At 48.0% G+C, this 18,110-nt stretch carries 11 protein-coding genes; 8 read left to right on the forward strand and 3 right to left on the reverse strand.

From position 1 onward, the window contains the following. Positions 1 to 42: 42 nt before the first annotated feature. The 3 genes from vexF to erpA all read right to left on the reverse strand — a co-directional run bounded on the left by vexF (position 43) and on the right by erpA (position 4,712). Positions 43 to 3,162 carry a multidrug efflux RND transporter permease subunit VexF gene (vexF, locus tag F0316_RS10735; protein ID WP_000494540.1) on the reverse strand — a complete coding sequence of 1,040 codons (3,120 nt, stop codon included), beginning with the start codon at positions 3,160 to 3,162 and terminating at the stop codon, positions 43 to 45. Between the two features lie 10 nt (positions 3,163 to 3,172). After that, positions 3,173 to 4,273, reverse strand: coding sequence for a multidrug efflux RND transporter periplasmic adaptor subunit VexE (vexE, locus tag F0316_RS10740; RefSeq protein WP_000484208.1), 1,101 nt, complete (start codon positions 4,271 to 4,273; stop codon positions 3,173 to 3,175). A 97-nt stretch (positions 4,274 to 4,370) separates the two neighbouring features. Further along, positions 4,371 to 4,712 carry an iron-sulfur cluster insertion protein ErpA gene (erpA, locus tag F0316_RS10745; protein ID WP_000005741.1) on the reverse strand — a complete coding sequence of 114 codons (342 nt, stop codon included), beginning with the start codon at positions 4,710 to 4,712 and terminating at the stop codon, positions 4,371 to 4,373. A 283-nt stretch (positions 4,713 to 4,995) separates the two neighbouring features. Between erpA and hemL the strand changes: the two genes are divergently transcribed. From hemL to F0316_RS10795, 8 genes are all read left to right on the forward strand, one after another. Next, positions 4,996 to 6,294 (forward strand): glutamate-1-semialdehyde 2,1-aminomutase, encoded by a 1,299-nt coding sequence (gene hemL / locus F0316_RS10750; RefSeq protein WP_000167257.1) that lies wholly within the window; start codon positions 4,996 to 4,998, stop codon positions 6,292 to 6,294. A gap of 253 nt (positions 6,295 to 6,547) precedes the next feature. Next, positions 6,548 to 7,633 (forward strand): AI-2E family transporter, encoded by a 1,086-nt coding sequence (locus F0316_RS10760; protein ID WP_001290813.1) that lies wholly within the window; start codon positions 6,548 to 6,550, stop codon positions 7,631 to 7,633. A 72-nt stretch (positions 7,634 to 7,705) separates the two neighbouring features. Then, positions 7,706 to 8,728, forward strand: coding sequence for a 16S rRNA (guanine(1207)-N(2))-methyltransferase RsmC (gene rsmC, locus F0316_RS10765; protein WP_001183366.1), 1,023 nt, complete (start codon positions 7,706 to 7,708; stop codon positions 8,726 to 8,728). 63 nt (positions 8,729 to 8,791) lie between these two features. Beyond that, positions 8,792 to 12,325 (forward strand): two-component system sensor histidine kinase ChiS, encoded by a 3,534-nt coding sequence (gene chiS / locus F0316_RS10770; protein WP_001892049.1) that lies wholly within the window; start codon positions 8,792 to 8,794, stop codon positions 12,323 to 12,325. A gap of 910 nt (positions 12,326 to 13,235) precedes the next feature. Beyond that, positions 13,236 to 14,906: an ABC transporter substrate-binding protein gene (locus F0316_RS10780; protein ID WP_000880698.1), complete on the forward strand. Its 1,671-nt coding sequence runs from the start codon at positions 13,236 to 13,238 to the stop codon at positions 14,904 to 14,906. Positions 14,907 to 15,075: 169 nt separating this feature from the next. Next, complete coding sequence (locus tag F0316_RS10785) at positions 15,076 to 16,062, forward strand: ABC transporter permease (RefSeq protein ID WP_000540337.1); 987 nt, start codon at positions 15,076 to 15,078, stop codon at positions 16,060 to 16,062. 2 nt (positions 16,063 to 16,064) lie between these two features. After that, entirely contained in the window at positions 16,065 to 17,090 is a 1,026-nt protein-coding gene (locus F0316_RS10790; protein WP_000646270.1) for an ABC transporter permease, read from the forward strand. Positions 17,091 to 17,092: 2 nt separating this feature from the next. Continuing rightward, entirely contained in the window at positions 17,093 to 18,076 is a 984-nt protein-coding gene (locus tag F0316_RS10795) for an ABC transporter ATP-binding protein (RefSeq protein WP_000211036.1), read from the forward strand. Positions 18,077 to 18,110: the final 34 nt, after the last annotated feature.

Consider the following 18,110-nt stretch of genomic DNA (forward strand, 5'->3'; position numbering starts at 1 on the left):
GGCCTAACTTTTATCAACATTCACTCTGTCGCTATGGCATATTTAACTCTGCGCATCTTGAGGAGCTTCGTCTTCACTTACCCCTTTTCTACGCCGCCCTAACATGAGCAAGCAAGGGGTAAGCACTAAGGTCAGTACCGTAGCAAAGGCTAATCCTCCGGCCACAGCCGTCGCCAACTGTGACCACCACTGGGTACTCGGTGCTCCAAACTCAATTTTCTGATTGATGATGTCGATATTCATCTCAAGCACCATGGGCAGCAAACCTAAAATCGTCGTCACCGTCGTCAGCAGCACTGGGCGCAAACGCTGCACTCCCGTGCGCAGTATCGCTTCTTCTCGGCTCAAACCACGTTTAAGCAATTGATTATAGGTGTCAATCAATACGATATTGTTGTTTACCACAATCCCTGCCAGAGCAATCACCCCGATACCAGACATGATGATGCCAAACGGTTTTTGGAAAATCAGCAATCCAGCAAAAACCCCTACGGTAGAGAAAATCACCGCGGTCAAAATCAGGAAGGCTTGATAGAAACTATTGAACTGGGTGATCAAAATGATCGCCATCGCCGCGAGTGCAACCATAAACGCTTTTTCGAGGAAAACCGCAGAATGCTCTTGCTCCTCGTTTTGACCACGGATACGAAACTCCACACTACTCGGTAAATTGAGCTCACGTAGTGCCTGTTCAATGGCTGGGAGTTCTAGCGCTAGGTTGTACCCTTCCTTGAGATCGGCCATCACGCTAATCACCCGTCGACCATCCACCCTATGAATCGTATCCTGCTTTTGCTCTGGAATAATTTGCGCAAAATTAGTGAGTGGCACTAAACCTTGTGCGGTTTTTACGCGTAGTTGGTCAAAACGTCCAATATCTCGATATTCACTCGGATAACGCACCAAAATATCAACTTCTTCGTCGCTGTCATCGGGAAGATAATCGCCAATTTTGAGGCCATTTGTCACAAACTGTACGGTATTGCCCACCAAAGTAGCATCGGCCGCAAAACGTGATGCATCATCACGTCGAATATCAATTTTCCAATCAATCCCCGGCTTACTGCCGTTGTCGCTTAAATTGGTCAGTGCCGGATTGGCCTCTGCCCACAACCTCACTTGCTGAGCGGCTTTATCGAGGTCGTCAGCAACGCGAGCTGAAATTTCAATCTCCAAATCATGCTCAACCGGAGGACCTGCGTCTGGAAATTTGTATTCGATTTCAACCCCTGGGAAGGTATCGGTGACTTGCTCCAGTTCCTCAATAATCGCTTTAACACTGCGACGATATTGCCAATCAACGGGGGTTATCTGTACGACGCCGATTTCATCATCGCCACCCGTACGGGTATAGACACTTTCAAACTCATCGTGGCCTAACATCACCTGCTCAATATCACTCATGATGCGATCTTTTTCATTCAGCGACAGATCGCCATAAGAGCGCACTTTGACCGAGAAAAAAGGCGGATCAACTTCAGGAAAAAACTCTGCACCTAACCCTGCTTTGCCATAAGCAAACGCAATCGCCGCAGACATCAGCAGCGCACCGCACAAAATTTTGATCGGGTGGCGAATCGCTATGGCAAGCGTGCGGTAATAGGCTTTGGTGATCCCCGTCGCTTGTGAAAAATCACCATTGTGCAGCGCCACCATCCGCGCTTGATTGGCTTGGGTCACTTTCTGCGGACGACCAAACAAACTTCCCAATACCGGAACAAAGAGCAGCGCCATCACTAAAGAGGCAGTGAGCGTCGCCATTAAGGTCAGCGGAAGGTATTTCATGAATTCGCCAGTGACATCTGGCCAAAACAGCAGTGGGGCAAAAGCGGCCAACGTGGTCGCGGTAGAGGCGGTGATTGGCCAAGCCATACGTTTCGCCGCATCGCGATAGGCTTCACTTCGATGCATTCCCTCTTGCATACGTCGATCCGCAAATTCAGTCACCACGATTGCGCCATCCACCAGCATGCCAACAGCCATGATGAGAGCAAACAGCACAACGATATTGACCGTCAGACCGAAAACGGCCAGTACCAATAACCCAGTCAAAAAAGATCCAGGAATCGAAACCCCAACCAATAGCGAAGTGCGTACACCCAAAATCGCAATGATCACCACCACTACGAGAATGATGGCGGACAGAATATTGTTTTGTAGATCATTGAGCATGAGTTTGACATCTTCCGACTCATCCCAAATCGTTTTCACCAATAAATTATTAGGCCAATCATCACGAGCTTGAGCTTCGCCTAACACCGCTTTGACTAGCTCAACCGTTTCAATAATGTTCTCACCAGAACGTTTTTTGATATCCAAAACAATGGCGGGTTTACCATCTAAGCGAGCGAAGCTCTCAGGATCACGGAAAGATTTGCGTACTGTAGCCACATCACCGAACGTAATCACTTGCTTACCTTCGACTTTAATCGGCAGCTCTAGTACATCCTTCAGTGATTCAAACACGGAAGGCACTTTGACCGAAAAGCGGCCATAACCGGTATCGACAAATCCGGCGGCGACCACTCGGTTATTGAGTGCAATCAGATTGTAGATGTCGCTTTGATCCAGTCCATAGCTCTCCATAAGCAGTGGATCGACGATGATTTCCACAATTTCTTCACGATCCCCTGCGATGTCAACAGATAAGATCTGTCGAAAGCTTTCCAATTTATCGCGTAATTGACGGGCTATCAGAACTGCCGTTCGCTCCGGTACTGTACCGTAGAGCACAACAGATAAAACAGGCTGTTCCGCCGCCAGCGTCACTTCATTCACCGTCGGCTCATCACTGTCCGCCGGTAATTTGGGTTTAGCCAAATCGACCGCATCACGCACATCGGCCATCGCTTTGGCTAAATCGACGCCCACATTGAATTCCAGCACAACAGAAGCATGACCTTCTGATGCGGTGGCCGTCATCTCTTTCACCCCTTCAATCGAGCGCATTTCCTGCTCAAGAGGACGAACAATCAATCTTTCTGCATCACTGGGAGAAATACCTTGGTGGCTCACCGAAACGTAGATGATAGGAATGGTGACATCGGGGCTCGACTCTTTGGGAATGGTCAGGTAAGTCGCCACACCCGCAACCAAAATGAACACCAGTAAGGTCAACATGGTGCGCGTACGAGACAGCGCCGCATCAATCAGAGTGAACATGGTGCGGCTCCTAGTGGGTTGCGCTGAGTTGAGTGGCGAGAACCTTATCTCCATCGCGAACAAATCCTTGTCCACGGGTAATAATATCCACTTGCTCGCCAAGTCCGGTTAACCAGACGCCATCTTGTTCTGCTTTCACCAGTTGGATTGGCACAAATTTGACGTGTTCACCTTGCAACGTTTTCACGCCAAGGTTGCCCTCTTCATCGAGCGCGAGCATGGCGGGGGTGATTTTGATCGCGGCTTGAGACATTAGGCTCAACTCAACTTCTGCGCTTACTCCTGCAGGAATGGCTTGTTGTGGATTATCGACCTCAACTTCAATGGCAAAGGTATTGGTTGCAGGCGATGAGAGCCTTGAAATATAGCGGACTTTACCTTGTGTTTGCGTGCCATCGATAAAGCGGATCCGCGCCGCTTGTTCAAGCTGTACATGTTGAATGTGTCGCTCACTGACATCAGCCTCTATCACCAATTTGTGCAGATCGATAATGGAGGCAACCGGATCGCCAATCCCAACAAAATCGCCTTTTTCGATAGGTAAAGTCTCCACGACACCATCAAAGGGGGCGCGAACTTGGGTATTATCCAGTAAACGTTGCACAGTACTGAGCGAGGATTGTGCGTCTGTGAGAGCAGCAGCAGCATTGGTAAAAGCCACTTCGCCTTGTAAGCCTTTATTTTTCAGTGCACTAGCCGCATTAAACTCTTGTTGTCGCACTTTGAGCTGGGCTTTCGCTCGCTCTAACTGGGCATCCAGATCGCCTTTATCAATCAAGGCGATTATCTGGTTTTTGGTGACCATTTGCCCTTTCGCAATCTTCACCTCGGCGATCCGCCCAGCAATTTCAGCACCAATTTTAGCCTGCCGATCCGGCGCAGTGCGTCCGTACAGCTCGATAACTTTATCGGTTTGAGTTGCGCTAAACGTTTGATAACCAACTTTGGCTAAAGGGACTTGTATTTCCGTCGCCGTTTGCGGCTCTTCGGCGTTGGAATCGCCTAAGCCTAACCAGAGTGCTAACAGAATAATGAAGGCAAAAGAAATCAACCAAGGTTGATGCAGAAAGTAGTCGCGCGCTTGACGTGAAGAAGTTTTGAGCGGAAACATAACTATTCCTTATTGTTATCGCTGCGTGACATCCTAATACGCAGCGTCGGCCAATCGAGTTTATCGACTGGCCTTATTTTCCTGAAAAATCTCAGGATTAGACGCTAAATGATGCGCCGCAACCACACGTGGTCGTTGCATTGGGGTTGTTAACGAAGAATCTTGAGCCTTCGAGACCTTCGGTATAATCGACCACTCCGCCGATCAAATATTGCAGACTCATAGGATCAACCACCAAAATGACGCCGCTATTCTCAATTTTGGTGTCACCTTCGTTGACGGTTTCATCGAAAGTAAAGCCATATTGGAAGCCGCTACAACCACCACCAGTGATGTAAACACGCAACATTAACGATGGATTTTCTTCTTCTGCGATCAACGCTTTAACACGTTTTGCTGCCGCATCAGAAAAGGATAATGGAACATTAACTTCGCTCACGATGACCTCTCTCAGTCGTGGAAAATACAACAACACTGCAAAATCCGATGTGCTGCCGATCTAATAATGATAATGACGGCGATTATCTAATACCTGAGTTGGCCGTTCAAGTATTAGCCTTAATCCGAAGCAACTTGGCGGATAAATTCGCTTTCTTGCTCGCTATTTTGCGGATGCAGATAGGGAAAATCGATCAAAATGTAGCGAAAACATTTCACCCACTGGAGCATAGGCGTACAATGCGCCCCAAAATTGGTCCGATTCATCATAAGAGGAAACTAGCATGACCAAATCAGCCGAGTTGTATCAAAAGGCGCAAACCACGATTCCGGGTGGAGTTAACTCTCCTGTTCGAGCCTTTAACGGAGTGGGTGGTTCACCGATTTTCATTGATCGTGCCGATGGCGCGCTGATTTTTGATGCCGATGGTAAAGCATACATTGACTACGTGGGATCATGGGGACCAATGATTCTCGGCCACAACCATGCGGTAATTCGTGAAGCGGTGATTCAAGCAGCACAACGCGGTTTAAGTTTCGGTGCACCCACCGAGATGGAAATCACCATGGCAGAGTTGGTCTCTGAGCTCGTTCCTTCAATGGAACAATTGCGGATGGTGAACTCGGGCACTGAAGCGACGATGAGTGCGATTCGTCTTGCGCGTGGTTATACAGGCCGTGACAAAATCATCAAGTTTGAAGGCTGTTACCATGGTCATGCTGACAGCTTACTCGTTAAAGCGGGATCTGGGGCTTTGACTCTAGGCCAACCAAGTTCACCCGGCGTTCCTGCTGATTTTGCCAAGCACACCTTAACTGCTCGTTTTAACGATCTAGACTCAGTGCGTGAGCTGTTTGCGGCCAATCAAGGTGAAATCGCCTGCATTATCGTTGAACCCGTAGCTGGCAATATGAACTGTATCCCACCAGTGGAAGGCTTCCACGAAGGGCTGCGTGAAATTTGTGACCAAGAAGGTGCACTACTGATTTTCGATGAAGTGATGACTGGTTTTCGTGTCGCATTGGGCGGCGCTCAAGCGCACTACAACATCAAACCCGATTTGACGACACTTGGTAAAGTGATCGGTGGCGGTATGCCAGTCGGCGCTTTTGGTGGTCGCCGTGAAGTGATGCAATACATTGCCCCAACAGGCCCGGTTTACCAAGCTGGTACACTATCAGGCAACCCAATTGCGATGGCAGCGGGCTATGCCTGTCTGAATCTACTGCGTGAAGAAGGCAATGAAAAGCGCTTAGCCGCCAAAACCAAGCAACTGGCTGATGGCTTTAAATCTCTGGCCGATCAACATGGTATTCCACTTTTAGTACACCAAGTTGGCGGCATGTTCGGTTTCTTCTTTACCGAACAAGAGACAGTGACTTGCTATGAAGATGTCGCCCGTTGCGATGTAGAGCGTTTCAAACGTTTCTTCCATCTGATGCTGCAACACGGCGTTTATCTCGCCCCCTCTGCCTTTGAAGCAAGCTTTACCTCACTGGCGCACGGTTCAAAAGAGATTGAAGCCACGTTGGAAGCCGCAGATCGTAGCTTTGCGATTTTGGCAGCGGAAGCGAAAGCGTAACCTACTGTGGGTCACCAATTTGCGAAGGCAGCCTCGGCTGCCTTTTTCATTGAGTGAAGATCTATTGCCAATAATAGAGACTCAGTAGCACGAGAGCGCAAATCACTACGCTAAACCACGGAATCGGTCTACGTTTCGCTTTCTTGTCACAACATTCATTTTTATCACAACAGCCCATCTCGACCTCCAGATTGCTAAGCAGCTGAATTGGCGTCATTATAACGCTTCCAATTCCTTTAGGTGGACAACTCCTGTGTCAGAAAAAATCAAATTAGCATCCAGTCATCGCGTATTAGTTGTGGCGCTGCTCGCTTCTGCACTCGCGTGTTACTGGTTGGTCGAGCCTTACATCAACTCGATAATAATGGCCTTCATCATTTCGCTCTTGATGTTTCCAATCCATGATTGGTTTGAAAAGAAACTGCCTTCACACAACAATTTAGCGGCCTTTTTATCTTGTGTTGTGCTAACCGTTATCATCGTTATTCCCCTACTGTTTATTTTTGGGGCCATCGTTCAACAAGGCTCTAAGTTCTCACAAAACCTCTACGCATGGGTTACACAAGGCGGAATTCAGGCTCTCTTTAACCATCCTTGGGTGGTCAAAGGGCTCAGCTTAGCCAATCACTATCTGCCTTTTGAAGAGATCAGCCCCCAACAAATCGCCCAACGCATTGGTCAGTTTGCAACCACATTCGGCAGTAATTTAGTCAGTATTAGCGCAAAAATTCTCGGGGATGCCACCAGCTTCGTGATGCATTTTTTCCTGATGCTGTTTGTGCTGTTCTTCCTACTGCGCGATCACGACAAAATCATCAGTGCGATTCGCCATATTCTGCCCCTCTCTCGCAGCCAAGAAGATCGCCTGCTCAGCGAGATAGAAAATGTCTCCAAATCAGCGGTGATGGGCTCTTTTTTAACCGCCATCGCGCAAGGTGTGGCAGGCGGAATTGGCATGTGGCTGGCGGGTTTTCCGGGACTGTTTTGGGGAACCATGATGGGCTTTGCGTCCTTTATCCCCGTCGTCGGTACCGCGTTAATTTGGATCCCTGCGACACTCTATCTATTCTTAACCGGTGATACGACTTGGGCGATTTTCCTCGCCATTTGGAGTGTTGCGGTTGTGGGCTCGATTGATAACTTACTCCGCCCCTTCTTAATGCAAGGCAGTGCAGGGATGAATACCTTGATGATTTTCTTCTCCCTGCTCGGCGGTATTCAGTTGTTTGGTTTAATTGGCTTAATTTATGGCCCGCTAATTTTTGCCATCACCATGGTGCTATTTAATATCTACGAAGAAGAGTTTCGCAGCTTTTTAGATCAGCAAGACCGAAGCTAAGTCCAAGTTAGGGTTTCATTCAAGGGGCAGAGTGTGCTAAAATCTGCCCCCTTTTCTTGAGTAGAGCGTGTCATGCAACCTTATACTGCCCCGAGTGAAATCGCCCTTCGTCAACTCGACTATTTTGCTGATAAGCATGTACTGGTCGCGGGCGAAGTTGAAGATCGTTTTCCTATCGAACTTCGTCAACATTGCGCTTCCGTTTCGGTGTTCACCACGCACTACGGCTACTACTCTCAGCTCAAAGCTTACCCTGATATTACTCGCTACTTTGGTGAGCAATTAACAGCAGATCTCAATGCTGATCTGATTTTGCTTTACTGGCCTAAAGCCAAGCAAGAAGCGGAATACTTACTCGCGATGCTGCTGGCAAAGCTCGGTACAGGCACTGAAATTGTGGTGGTCGGTGAAAACCGCTCTGGAGTGAAGAGCATTGAAAAAATGTTCGCCGCTTATGGCCCAATCCACAAATACGACTCTGCACGCCGCTGCTCATTTTATTGGGGACACTGTGTTCATACTCCAGCCGCTTTTGATATTGAGCAATGGTTTAAATCTTACGCGGTAAACTATCAAGGTCATGAGCTGACGATCCGCAGCTTGCCGGGAGTTTTTAGCCATGGCGAGTTTGATCTGGGAAGTCGCTTACTGCTCGATACCTTACCAGCCCTGAGTGGTAAGGTAATCGATATTGGCTGTGGTGCCGGTGTTTTGGGGTGTGTGATGGCAAAACTCAACCCTCATATTGAGTTAGAGATGACAGACATCAGCGCTCTGGCGATTCGCTCTAGCCAAGAAACCCTAGTGGCTAACCAACTGCACGGCCACGTTTATCCATCCGATATGTTTTCCGACACCGGGCATCACTACGACTATATTGTGACCAATCCACCATTCCATTCGGGATTGGAGACCAGCTATAGCGCCACAGAGCGTCTTCTTGCCGAATCTGTAGATCATCTTGCTTCGGGAGGCTCCATCTGGGTGGTGGCAAACAGCTTTTTGAAATACCCGCCAATTCTTGAGCAAGCGTTTGGTCACTGCGATATCGCCGCTAAAACCAATAAATTTGCCATCTATCACGCAAAAAAATAACTCGTTACATTTTGCCGCTTTTAACGTAAATCAGCCTCAAAAGCGGCATTCTCCTCACGTTTTTTGCGTCTATGCCCACGCTTTAGCTTGGACTTACTTGTCAAAGTAAAAAAACTCGTTAATTTCGTTACTTTAGGTTTTTCTTGTCTATCACCCACTCATGCTTGGCGATCGCCGCAGAGTTTCACCGAAAGTAACACCTTAATTATGTTTAGGTTCTATCGAAAACAAAAATTCAAACGCCTGCAAAATACCTTGATGGCTGCGTTTTTGGCCCTCAGCATTATTCCTTTGACCATTACTGCGTTGTTTTTCCTACATTCACACAGTAAAGATCTGGAGCAGCAGAGCACCTCTTACCTCGTTTCTGTTCGGGATAATAAACAGCAACAGGTCATCGACTACATGATGGCCAAAGAGTCGGAAGTGATGGGTTTTGTTCGCTCCGAGCTGGCTTATGCCAGTGGCGGGCGTTTTTATGGTCTGGTGAATGCTTTCCAGCGTTTAGACGTCAGTATTGAAGCGGCTCGTGAACATGCTCAGCAGCGCTATATCACCGGATCGGGTGACCAAATAAAAACCTCGGTGCTCCCCCAATCAAGCAGTTACGTGGGCAGTGAACGCTATCGACTGCTGCATAAACGCTACCACTGGGCTTACTTAGAACTGCTGAAACGGTCGGACTTTGATGACATTTTATTGGTCGATATTGATGGCAACGTCGTTTATTCGATTTATAAATACGACAATTTTGGCACCAACTTATTAACGGGCAAATACCAAGACACCAATCTAGGCCATACCTTCAAGCGTTTAGAACAAACGGTCAATGAACAGCGCAAAACCAACGAAGATTTCACCCCTGTCGTGATTTCTGATTTCGTACAAGAGGATGGCAAACAATACGCTTGGCTTGGCGCACCGATTATTCAGCAAGGCTACTTGCATAGTTACGCGATGTTCCGCTTACCAAGCAATGCGATCACCAAACTCATCGCAGAAGGCAGTAGCAATCCTTCAATGCAAACCATTCTGGTGGGGCAAGATCACCGCTCAAGAACCTTAACTTCCGCCGAAATTGCGGTTGAAAAAAGTAAAGCTGTGGTCGATTTAGCCTTATCGGGCAAACGCGCCGTAGGCACTTACACCAATACCGATGGTGAACAGATCATCGCGGCCTACGCACCGATCAATTTGAAAAATATCCATTGGGCTCTGGTGGTTGAACTGCCAGAGAAAGAAGCGTTTGCTCGCGTTCGTCAGTTAGAAAAACTGTTTGTTTTTGCGATGTTGACGGCTATCGTCTTAGTGGTCATCGCCTCGCATTACCTTTCCAATTTCATTACCTCACCGCTTTTGAAGCTGACATGGGCAGCCGAACGTGTTTCGGCAGGCGATCTTGATGAAGCCATGATCAATACCGAACGCAAAGATGAAATTGGCCGCTTAGCGGTCAGTTTTGAGCGTATGCAGCGTTCCATTCGCGAAAAAATATCGCTGATCAAATCGCAAAATAAAGAGTTAGAGAGCAACTTACTGATCATTCGTAAGCAAAACGATGAGTTACAGCTAGCGAATAAGCTAAAAGATGAGTTCCTCGCGACCACATCACATGAATTACGCACCCCATTGCATGGCATGATTGGTATTGCCGAAGCCCTGATCTCGGGGGCAAATGGCCCAATTTCAGCAGCGCACAAGTATCAACTCGACATCATTATCAGCAGTGGGCAACGCTTGGCGACTCTGGTTGATGATCTACTCGATTACCACAAAATGCGCTATGGCGCGCTGGATATTCAAAGGTGTGCCGTTGATTTATCGAGCGCTACGCGCTTAGTCTTGGAGCTTTCTCACCATTTACTTGGCAAGAAAACGCTGCGCATTATTAATCAAGTCTCAGAACAACCGGTCTGGGTTTCTGCGGATCCTCAACGCTTAGAGCAAGTCCTGTATAACTTGATCGGCAATGCCATTAAGTACACTTCCGAAGGCAAAATTGTTATCTCCGCAACCTATATTGACGATAAAGTGCGAGTGCAGGTGGTGGATACAGGTCAAGGGATTCCGGCAGAACAACTGGAGCACATCTTTGAGCCATTGATTCAAGCGGGCCATGATGCGAGTCGCTATCGCCAAGGCGCAGGACTCGGGCTTTCCATCAGTCGTCAGTTAATCGAATTGATGCACGGCACTCTCTACGTAAGTAGTCAGCCGATGGTTGGCACTACCTTTAGCTTCACGCTGCCTCTGGCGAGCGAAGAAGAGATTGCTCAAGCGCGCTTGACCGAGCTCCCCCACTTCCAAGCACCGGAAGTGTTGGATACTGAACTGCCCGAGCAAAGCAACTTACCCGAAAATGAACATGGCCCACTTCTGTTGGTCGCCGATGATGAACCAGTCAACCTGCGTGTGCTGGACAGCTTTTTACGTCTTGAAGGTTATCGCGTACATACCGCGCAAGATGGCCATCAAGTACTTGAAGCAATTAAACGTGAAAAACCTGAACTGGTGTTACTCGACATCATGATGCCAGGCATGAGCGGTTATCAAGTGTGTGAAAAACTTCGACAAACTTACGACCACGCTGAACTGCCTATTATTATGCTGACGGCTCTCAACCAGTCTGATGATCGGGTACGAGGGTTTGAAGCTGGAGCCAATGACTACTTATCCAAACCATTCAACAAACAAGAGCTGGCCGCACGCATTGTCGCTCACCTCACGGCGAGCAAAGCCGAACTGCGCCGCATTGAGAATGCCCAACTGCAAAAAGAGTTGAAGCATCGCGCTATGGTAGAAGCGAGCCTATTGGAAACCCAAGGCCGATTGTTGGAACAGTTAGAATCTGCACCAGAAGCGATTTTGTGCGTCAAAGAGGGTAATAAAGTACGTTTTGCTAACGAAGCAGCAGCACGTTTATTTAGACGTACCCCTGAGCAGCTCAAACGTTCCAACGCCGAAGAACTGATTGCACCTAAATTCTTGAATATTGAGCAAGAGCATTACTGCGGCAATATTGATGTTTACGTCGATGATGTGCGCCAGCACCTCTCTGCCGATGTCCTTCGCTTGCCGCAAGGTTCTGGCTTACAAGCGATGTACATTTTTAATGTCGGAGGCAGCGTCAATGCCGCGCGGATTCATAACCTCGAAACCGCGGTAGAAGCTCTGTCTAGCTATGCCTTCGAAGGCGATAAAGACAAGCTGCAAAAACTCAAGGAACTGGGTGGTGAGTTTACTCGTCTTGCAGATAAAGCCTCGGGCGAGTATCAATCGAAACAAGATTTGATGCGTGCCGTGTTAGTCGAAGCCATGACCAGTGCCTTGAACTATTGGGAACGAGTCTCAGGGCAAAGCAAGTTCACGTTTGCCGAACAAAGTGGCTTGTGGCGCGTTTATCTTGACCGCAGCACCCTACAAACTCGCACCCTAGACAAATACTTACGAATTGAGACACTGCCTAAAACACCGCGTTGGCGAACCGTACTGAACTCGCTCGACTACATTCTTGAGCATTGCAAAGAAGCAGGCCCTGAACGCACTCACATCGAAATGCAGCGCGATAAATTGCAAAAACTCCTGACCAGTGAATAAAGCAATCCGCAAGCGAGCCATAAAAACCACCGCAGGGTGGTTTTTTTATGTCCATCCCAAAACGCTTTCCCAGCTCGGTTAATCAAGGTCTTGAAGTGACATACCCAAGCAACTTGAATTGCCGCTAGGCAACAACTGAATTTATCTCCATGAGCACAGATAAACCATTCTAGACACACTATACCCAAACAACTTGGAGTTGCAGGTAGGCGGCAAGTCAGTGAATCCCATGAGCCTAGGCAAACTATGTGATTGGGGTGAACCAACAAAACCAATACCACGCAGCTTCCTATTGCAAAGGAATTCGTTCCTTCATATTGAGCACTAGAGTCACACACTCAGACTTGATTCAAGAGATAAAAAAAGCATATTACTCCCCTCTTCTTGTATTCAAAAAGTCGGGATAAAACGGTAAGAAAGGGTAGCAAATTCCTGATTCAGTCAGCCTTTGTTTGAGATTGCGAAGGGAGTCACAACAATTCGCCAGATTTAATTTAATCGATTAAATTAACGTAAAATCAGGCTAGTGAGCGAGATCTCGCAAATAGCGCTCAGGCAAAGAGTCATTATCAAAAAAGGCCAAATGAGTAAGTAAACACTAACAAACCTAGCTAAATCGTACCCGTTTTGCGAGTTGAATCACTTCGCGTTTTTTGTACAAAAATCACACATCATAAGGTATTTTGACGTTAATGACGTAGGGCATCTAGGTTTTGACGTTTTTAACGGGAATTGCAATTGATAAATTTCTTGGCTAGGTGTTTTCTTACTCCTGCCAAAGGCCTACAGGCCACTCATGACTCCCCACCCTCCGACGGGGTAAAAGTGATGAGGTAGGTCTTGGAGAGTGTTTATCAATTGATGACATTCCATCCATTAGTGAAATGAAAGCAACTAGTAAGGAACAGCTATGCTTGCCAATATTAAAAAGACAGCACTAGCCGCCGCAGTAATCGCAGCAGCAACCAGTGTTTCAGCTCCAGCGTTTGCACGTAGTGAGCTCACCATCGTGCCAGATTTCTACCCTACAATGGTACGTAACTTCAACCCGTACTTAGCGACTAACCTGCGTACAACCACCGACTTTATCTATGAACCTCTGGTTGTATTCAATGAAATGAAAGGTAATACGCCTGTTTTCCGTCTGGCAGAAAGCTATAAAATGGCTGACGACCTGATGAGCGTGACTTTCGATATCCGCAAAGGCGTTAAGTGGTCTGACGGTGAAGCATTCACAGCTGACGACGTGGTTTACTCTTTCGGCCTGCTGAAAGCGAAACCAGAACTCGATCAACGTGGTATCAACAAGTGGGTTACCAGCGTTGAGAAAGTTGACGAATACAAAGTGCGTTTCCGTTTGTCTGAAGCAAACTCAAACGTACCTTATGAAATTTCTCTGATCCCTATCGTTGCTGAGCACGTGTGGAAAGACGTGAAAGATCCAACCACCTTCACTAACGAAAATCCAGTAGGTACTGGTCCTTTCACCGTGATCGACACTTTCACTCCACAACTGTACATCCAGTGTCGTAACCCGAACTACTGGGATGCCGCTAACCTAGAAGTTGACTGTCTGCGTGTTCCACAAATCGCAAACAACGACCAACTACTGGGCAAAATCGTTAACTCTGAGCTCGACTGGACTTCTTCATTCGTTCCAGATATCGACCGTACTTACGCCGCAGCGAACCCTAACCACCACTACTGGTATCCAGCAGCGGGTACTCAGGCGTTCATGGTGAACTTCAAAAACCCAGATCCAGCGAAAAAAGAAGCACTGGATAACGTAGATTTCCGTCGTGCGTTCTCTATGGCTCTGGATCGTCAAACCATCATTGATATCGCCTTCTACGGCAGCGGTACAGTGAACGACTTCGCATCTGGTCTTGGCTACGCATTCGAAGCATGGTCTGATGAAGCGACCCACAAAAAGTACAAAGGCTTCAACACTTATGACGTTGAAGGCTCTAAGAAGCTACTGGCAAAAGCGGGCTTCAAAGATGTGAACGGTGACGGTTTCGTTGAAACTCCATCAGGCAAATCTTTTGAACTGCTGATCCAATCTCCAAACGGCTGGACTGACTTTAACAACACAGTTCAACTGGCGGTTGAGCAGCTACAAGAAGTGGGTATCAAAGCGAAAGCACGTACTCCTGAATTCGCGGTTTATAACCAAGCGATGCTAGAAGGTACTTACGACGTTGCGTACACCAACTACTTCCACGGCGCTGACCCATTCACTTACTGGAACAGCGGCTACAACTCAGCTCTACAATCTGGCGACGGTATGCCACGCTTTGCGATGCACTACTTCACCGATAAGAAGCTTGATGGTTTGCTAGACAGCTTCTACAAAACAGCGGACAAGAACGAGCAGTTAGCGATCGCTCACGGTATTCAGAAGATCATTGCTGAAAACCAAGTGACTATCCCTGTAATGTCTGGTGCATGGATGTATCAGTACAACACCACTCGTTTCACTGGCTGGTGGAGCGAAGAAAATCCGAAGGGCCGTCCAAGCGTTTGGGCTGGTATCCCAGAGCGTCTACTACACGTACTGGATCTGAAACCAGTTAAGTAATACACGTTCATTTCTTGCGGCGCACGCTGTGCGCCGCCTATCTAAATCCCCTCATGTTGTTAAGCAGACATATGGCGCTCGTCGTCAGGGGATTTCTCGCTCTCAAATTCGCTAGGGGCGAGACCTGAAACCAGAGACAGGACAAAACTGGGTGAGTAAGGTGTAAGTTATGGGTTACTTTTTAAGACGATTGTCGTTCTATTTTGCCGCGTTGCTGGTCGCAGCAACATTAAACTTTATTATTCCGCGTGCCATGCCTGGTGATCCGGTCACCATGATGTTTGCTCACGCAACCGCACAAGTTACTCCAGAACGTATCGAAGCCATGAAACAGTTACTTGGCTTTGTTGAAGGTCCTTGGTATGTGCAGTATCTGACGTACATCAAAAGCATCCTGACTTGGGAACTGGGCACTTCAATCAAATTCTACCCTTTAAGTGTGAATGAGCTGCTTGGTGGTGCATTTGGTTGGTCACTGTTCCTTGCGGGAACGGCGGTTATCATCTCTTTCTCCATCGGCTCTGTGCTCGGTATTTTTGCCGCATGGAAACGGGGCAGCCGTTACGACACTTTTATTACTCCGGGAATGCTGGTGATTCAGGCTGTACCACAAGTGGTTATTGCCATGCTCGCCATGTTCACTTTCGCTATCGGTTTAAGTTGGTTCCCAACTGGCTACGCATACACAGCAGGTACCACTCCAGATTGGACGAGTTGGGCATTCATCAAAGACGTCGGTTATCACGCCGTTCTTCCTCTGTTCTGTGCTTCGATCGTGCAGATCGGTGGCTTCTTGGTCAACATGCGTAACAACATGATTAACCTGCTCGCTGAAGATTACATCACTATGGCAAAAGGCAAAGGCCTGAGCGAAAACCGCGTGGTATTTAACTACGCAGCACGTAACGCTCTACTGCCAAGTGTGACCGCTCTTTCTATGTCGCTCGGTATGGCGATTGGTGGTCAGTTGATTATCGAAATCATCTTCAACTACCCAGGTTTAGGCACTGTACTGTTCAACGCGATTACCGCACGTGACTACCAAGTTCTGCAAGGCCAGCTGCTGATCATGACGCTGTTCATGCTGTTCTTTAATCTGCTGGCGGACATGTTATACGTTGTTCTTGACCCTCGCTTACGCAAGGGAGGTAAATAATCATGAAAGCACTTTGGAAACTCTTACGCGGCAACCGTATGGCGATGATTGGTGTCACCATCTTAGGCCTGTTTTTTCTGCTCGCGGTTGCAGCACCACTTCTTACCTCTCATGAGCCAGACAAGCGCACGGGTAATCCGCACGAATACCCCGCTTTTGTCGTAAAAGCGGCTAAAGCGAACCCTGATGGCTGGATTGCCGAAAACCTAGCGACCGATCGCCGCACTCTAGCGATGTCGAAAAAAGCTGACCACATACTAGGCACCACACGTATGGGGCGTGATGTGTGGTCACAAGTGGCTTATGGTGCTCGCGTATCCTTAGCTGTGGGCTTCGGCGCTGGTATCACGGTCTGTTTCTTAGCCACCGTCATCGGTGTCTCTGCGGGTTATTTTGGCGGGAAAATCGACGATTTCCTCACCGCCGCAATGAACATCATGCTGGTCATTCCGCAATACCCACTGCTGTTCGTATTAGCCGCCTTTATTGGGGAAGCGGGACCTCTCACCATAGCACTGATTATTGGCTGTACCTCCTGGGCCTGGGGTGCGCGGGTGGTTCGTTCGCAAACCATGGCACTGCGTGAGAAAGAGTTTGTGAAAGCCGCAGAAGTTCTAGGCGAATCTTCATGGCGCATCATCTTTATTGAGATTCTGCCAAACCTGATTTCGATTGTCGGCGCAAGTTTTATCGGTTCGGTGATGTACGCGATCATGATGGAAGCGACGATCTCCTTCCTAGGCTTGGGCGATCCTAACACCATCAGTTGGGGCATCATGCTCTACAACGTACAAACCTCATCTTCGATGCTGATCGGCGCTTGGTGGGAACTGCTGGCACCTTGTTTATCTTTGACTCTGCTGGTCACAGGCCTTGCGCTGTTGAACTTTGCGGTTGACGAAATTGCTAACCCACAGTTGCGTTCACATAAAGGTATGAAGCGTTGGAAAAACCTTGCCAAGCAAGACCAAAAAGCACGTGAGCCAAACGTACCACCACAAAATGCACTTTGGAGCGGAGATAAATAATCATGACTACGCCATTAATCTCAATCCGCAACTTATGCGTGGACTACATTACCGATGCTGGCGATGTCCGTGCCTGTAACAATGTGAGCTTCGATTTAGCCCCAGGCGAGGTGTTTGGCCTTGCGGGTGAATCCGGTTGTGGTAAATCCACCGTTGCCTTCTCGCTGATGCGCCTGCATAAGCCGCCCGCGTTCATCACTGGTGGCGAGGTGATCTTCAACGGTGAAGACATCCTGAAGTACAGTGATGAGCGCATGCAAGCGTTCCGTTGGAAAGAAATGTCGATGGTATTTCAAAGTGCGATGAACGCGCTGAACCCAGTTCTGACCATGGAAGAGCAATTTTGCGATGTGATCATGCGCCATACCAATATGACGCGTGAACAAGCCAAACGTCGTGCTGAAGGGCTGTTAGAAATTGTGGATATTCACCCAAGCCGTCTTAACGATTATCCGCACCAGTTCTCGGGTGGTATGCGTCAACGCTTGGTGATTGCGATTGCGCTCGCGCTCAATCCAAAAATGATCATTATGGATGAACCTACGACCGCGCTAGATGTTGTCGTTCAGCGTGAAATTCTGCAGAAGATCTACGCACTCAAAGAAGAGTTTGGTTTCTCTATTCTGTTCATTACTCATGACTTGTCACTGATGGTCGAGTTCTCAGACCGTATCGGCATCATGTACTCCGGTGAATTGATTGAAGTGGCTCCTTCAAAACAAATTCTGGAAACCCCTTACCACCCTTATACCAAAGGGTTGGGAAGTTCTTTTCCACCATTAACTGGACCAAAAACAAAACTCACAGGGATCCCTGGAAACCCACTCAACCTGTTGGACATTCCTCAAGGTTGCCGTTTCCAAGCTCGCTGTGACCGAGTTCATGAAGCTTGTACTAAGGTACCGACCGTACTGCGCCAAATCGAGCATGGCCGCTTTTCTAACTGCCATCTCTATACGCAATCGAACGCCACTATAAAACGCTAAGGCGTACGACAAAGCAGTAGCAAAGAATTTCTGG

It is taken from the genome of Vibrio cholerae (genome assembly GCF_008369605.1).
GTDB classification, from domain to species: Bacteria; Pseudomonadota; Gammaproteobacteria; order Enterobacterales; family Vibrionaceae; genus Vibrio; species Vibrio cholerae.

Coding starts and splice junctions, on each gene's coding strand:
- vexF (WP_000494540.1), bottom strand. CDS start 3,162: ATGTTCACTCTGATTGATGCGGCGCTGTCTCGTACGCGCACCATGTTG.
- vexE (WP_000484208.1), bottom strand. CDS start 4,273: ATGTTTCCGCTCAAAACTTCTTCACGTCAAGCGCGCGACTACTTTCTG.
- hemL (WP_000167257.1), top strand. CDS start 4,996: ATGACCAAATCAGCCGAGTTGTATCAAAAGGCGCAAACCACGATTCCG.
- rsmC (WP_001183366.1), top strand. CDS start 7,706: ATGCAACCTTATACTGCCCCGAGTGAAATCGCCCTTCGTCAACTCGAC.
- F0316_RS10780 (WP_000880698.1), top strand. CDS start 13,236: ATGCTTGCCAATATTAAAAAGACAGCACTAGCCGCCGCAGTAATCGCA.
- F0316_RS10785 (WP_000540337.1), top strand. CDS start 15,076: ATGGGTTACTTTTTAAGACGATTGTCGTTCTATTTTGCCGCGTTGCTG.
- F0316_RS10790 (WP_000646270.1), top strand. CDS start 16,065: ATGAAAGCACTTTGGAAACTCTTACGCGGCAACCGTATGGCGATGATT.
- F0316_RS10795 (WP_000211036.1), top strand. CDS start 17,093: ATGACTACGCCATTAATCTCAATCCGCAACTTATGCGTGGACTACATT.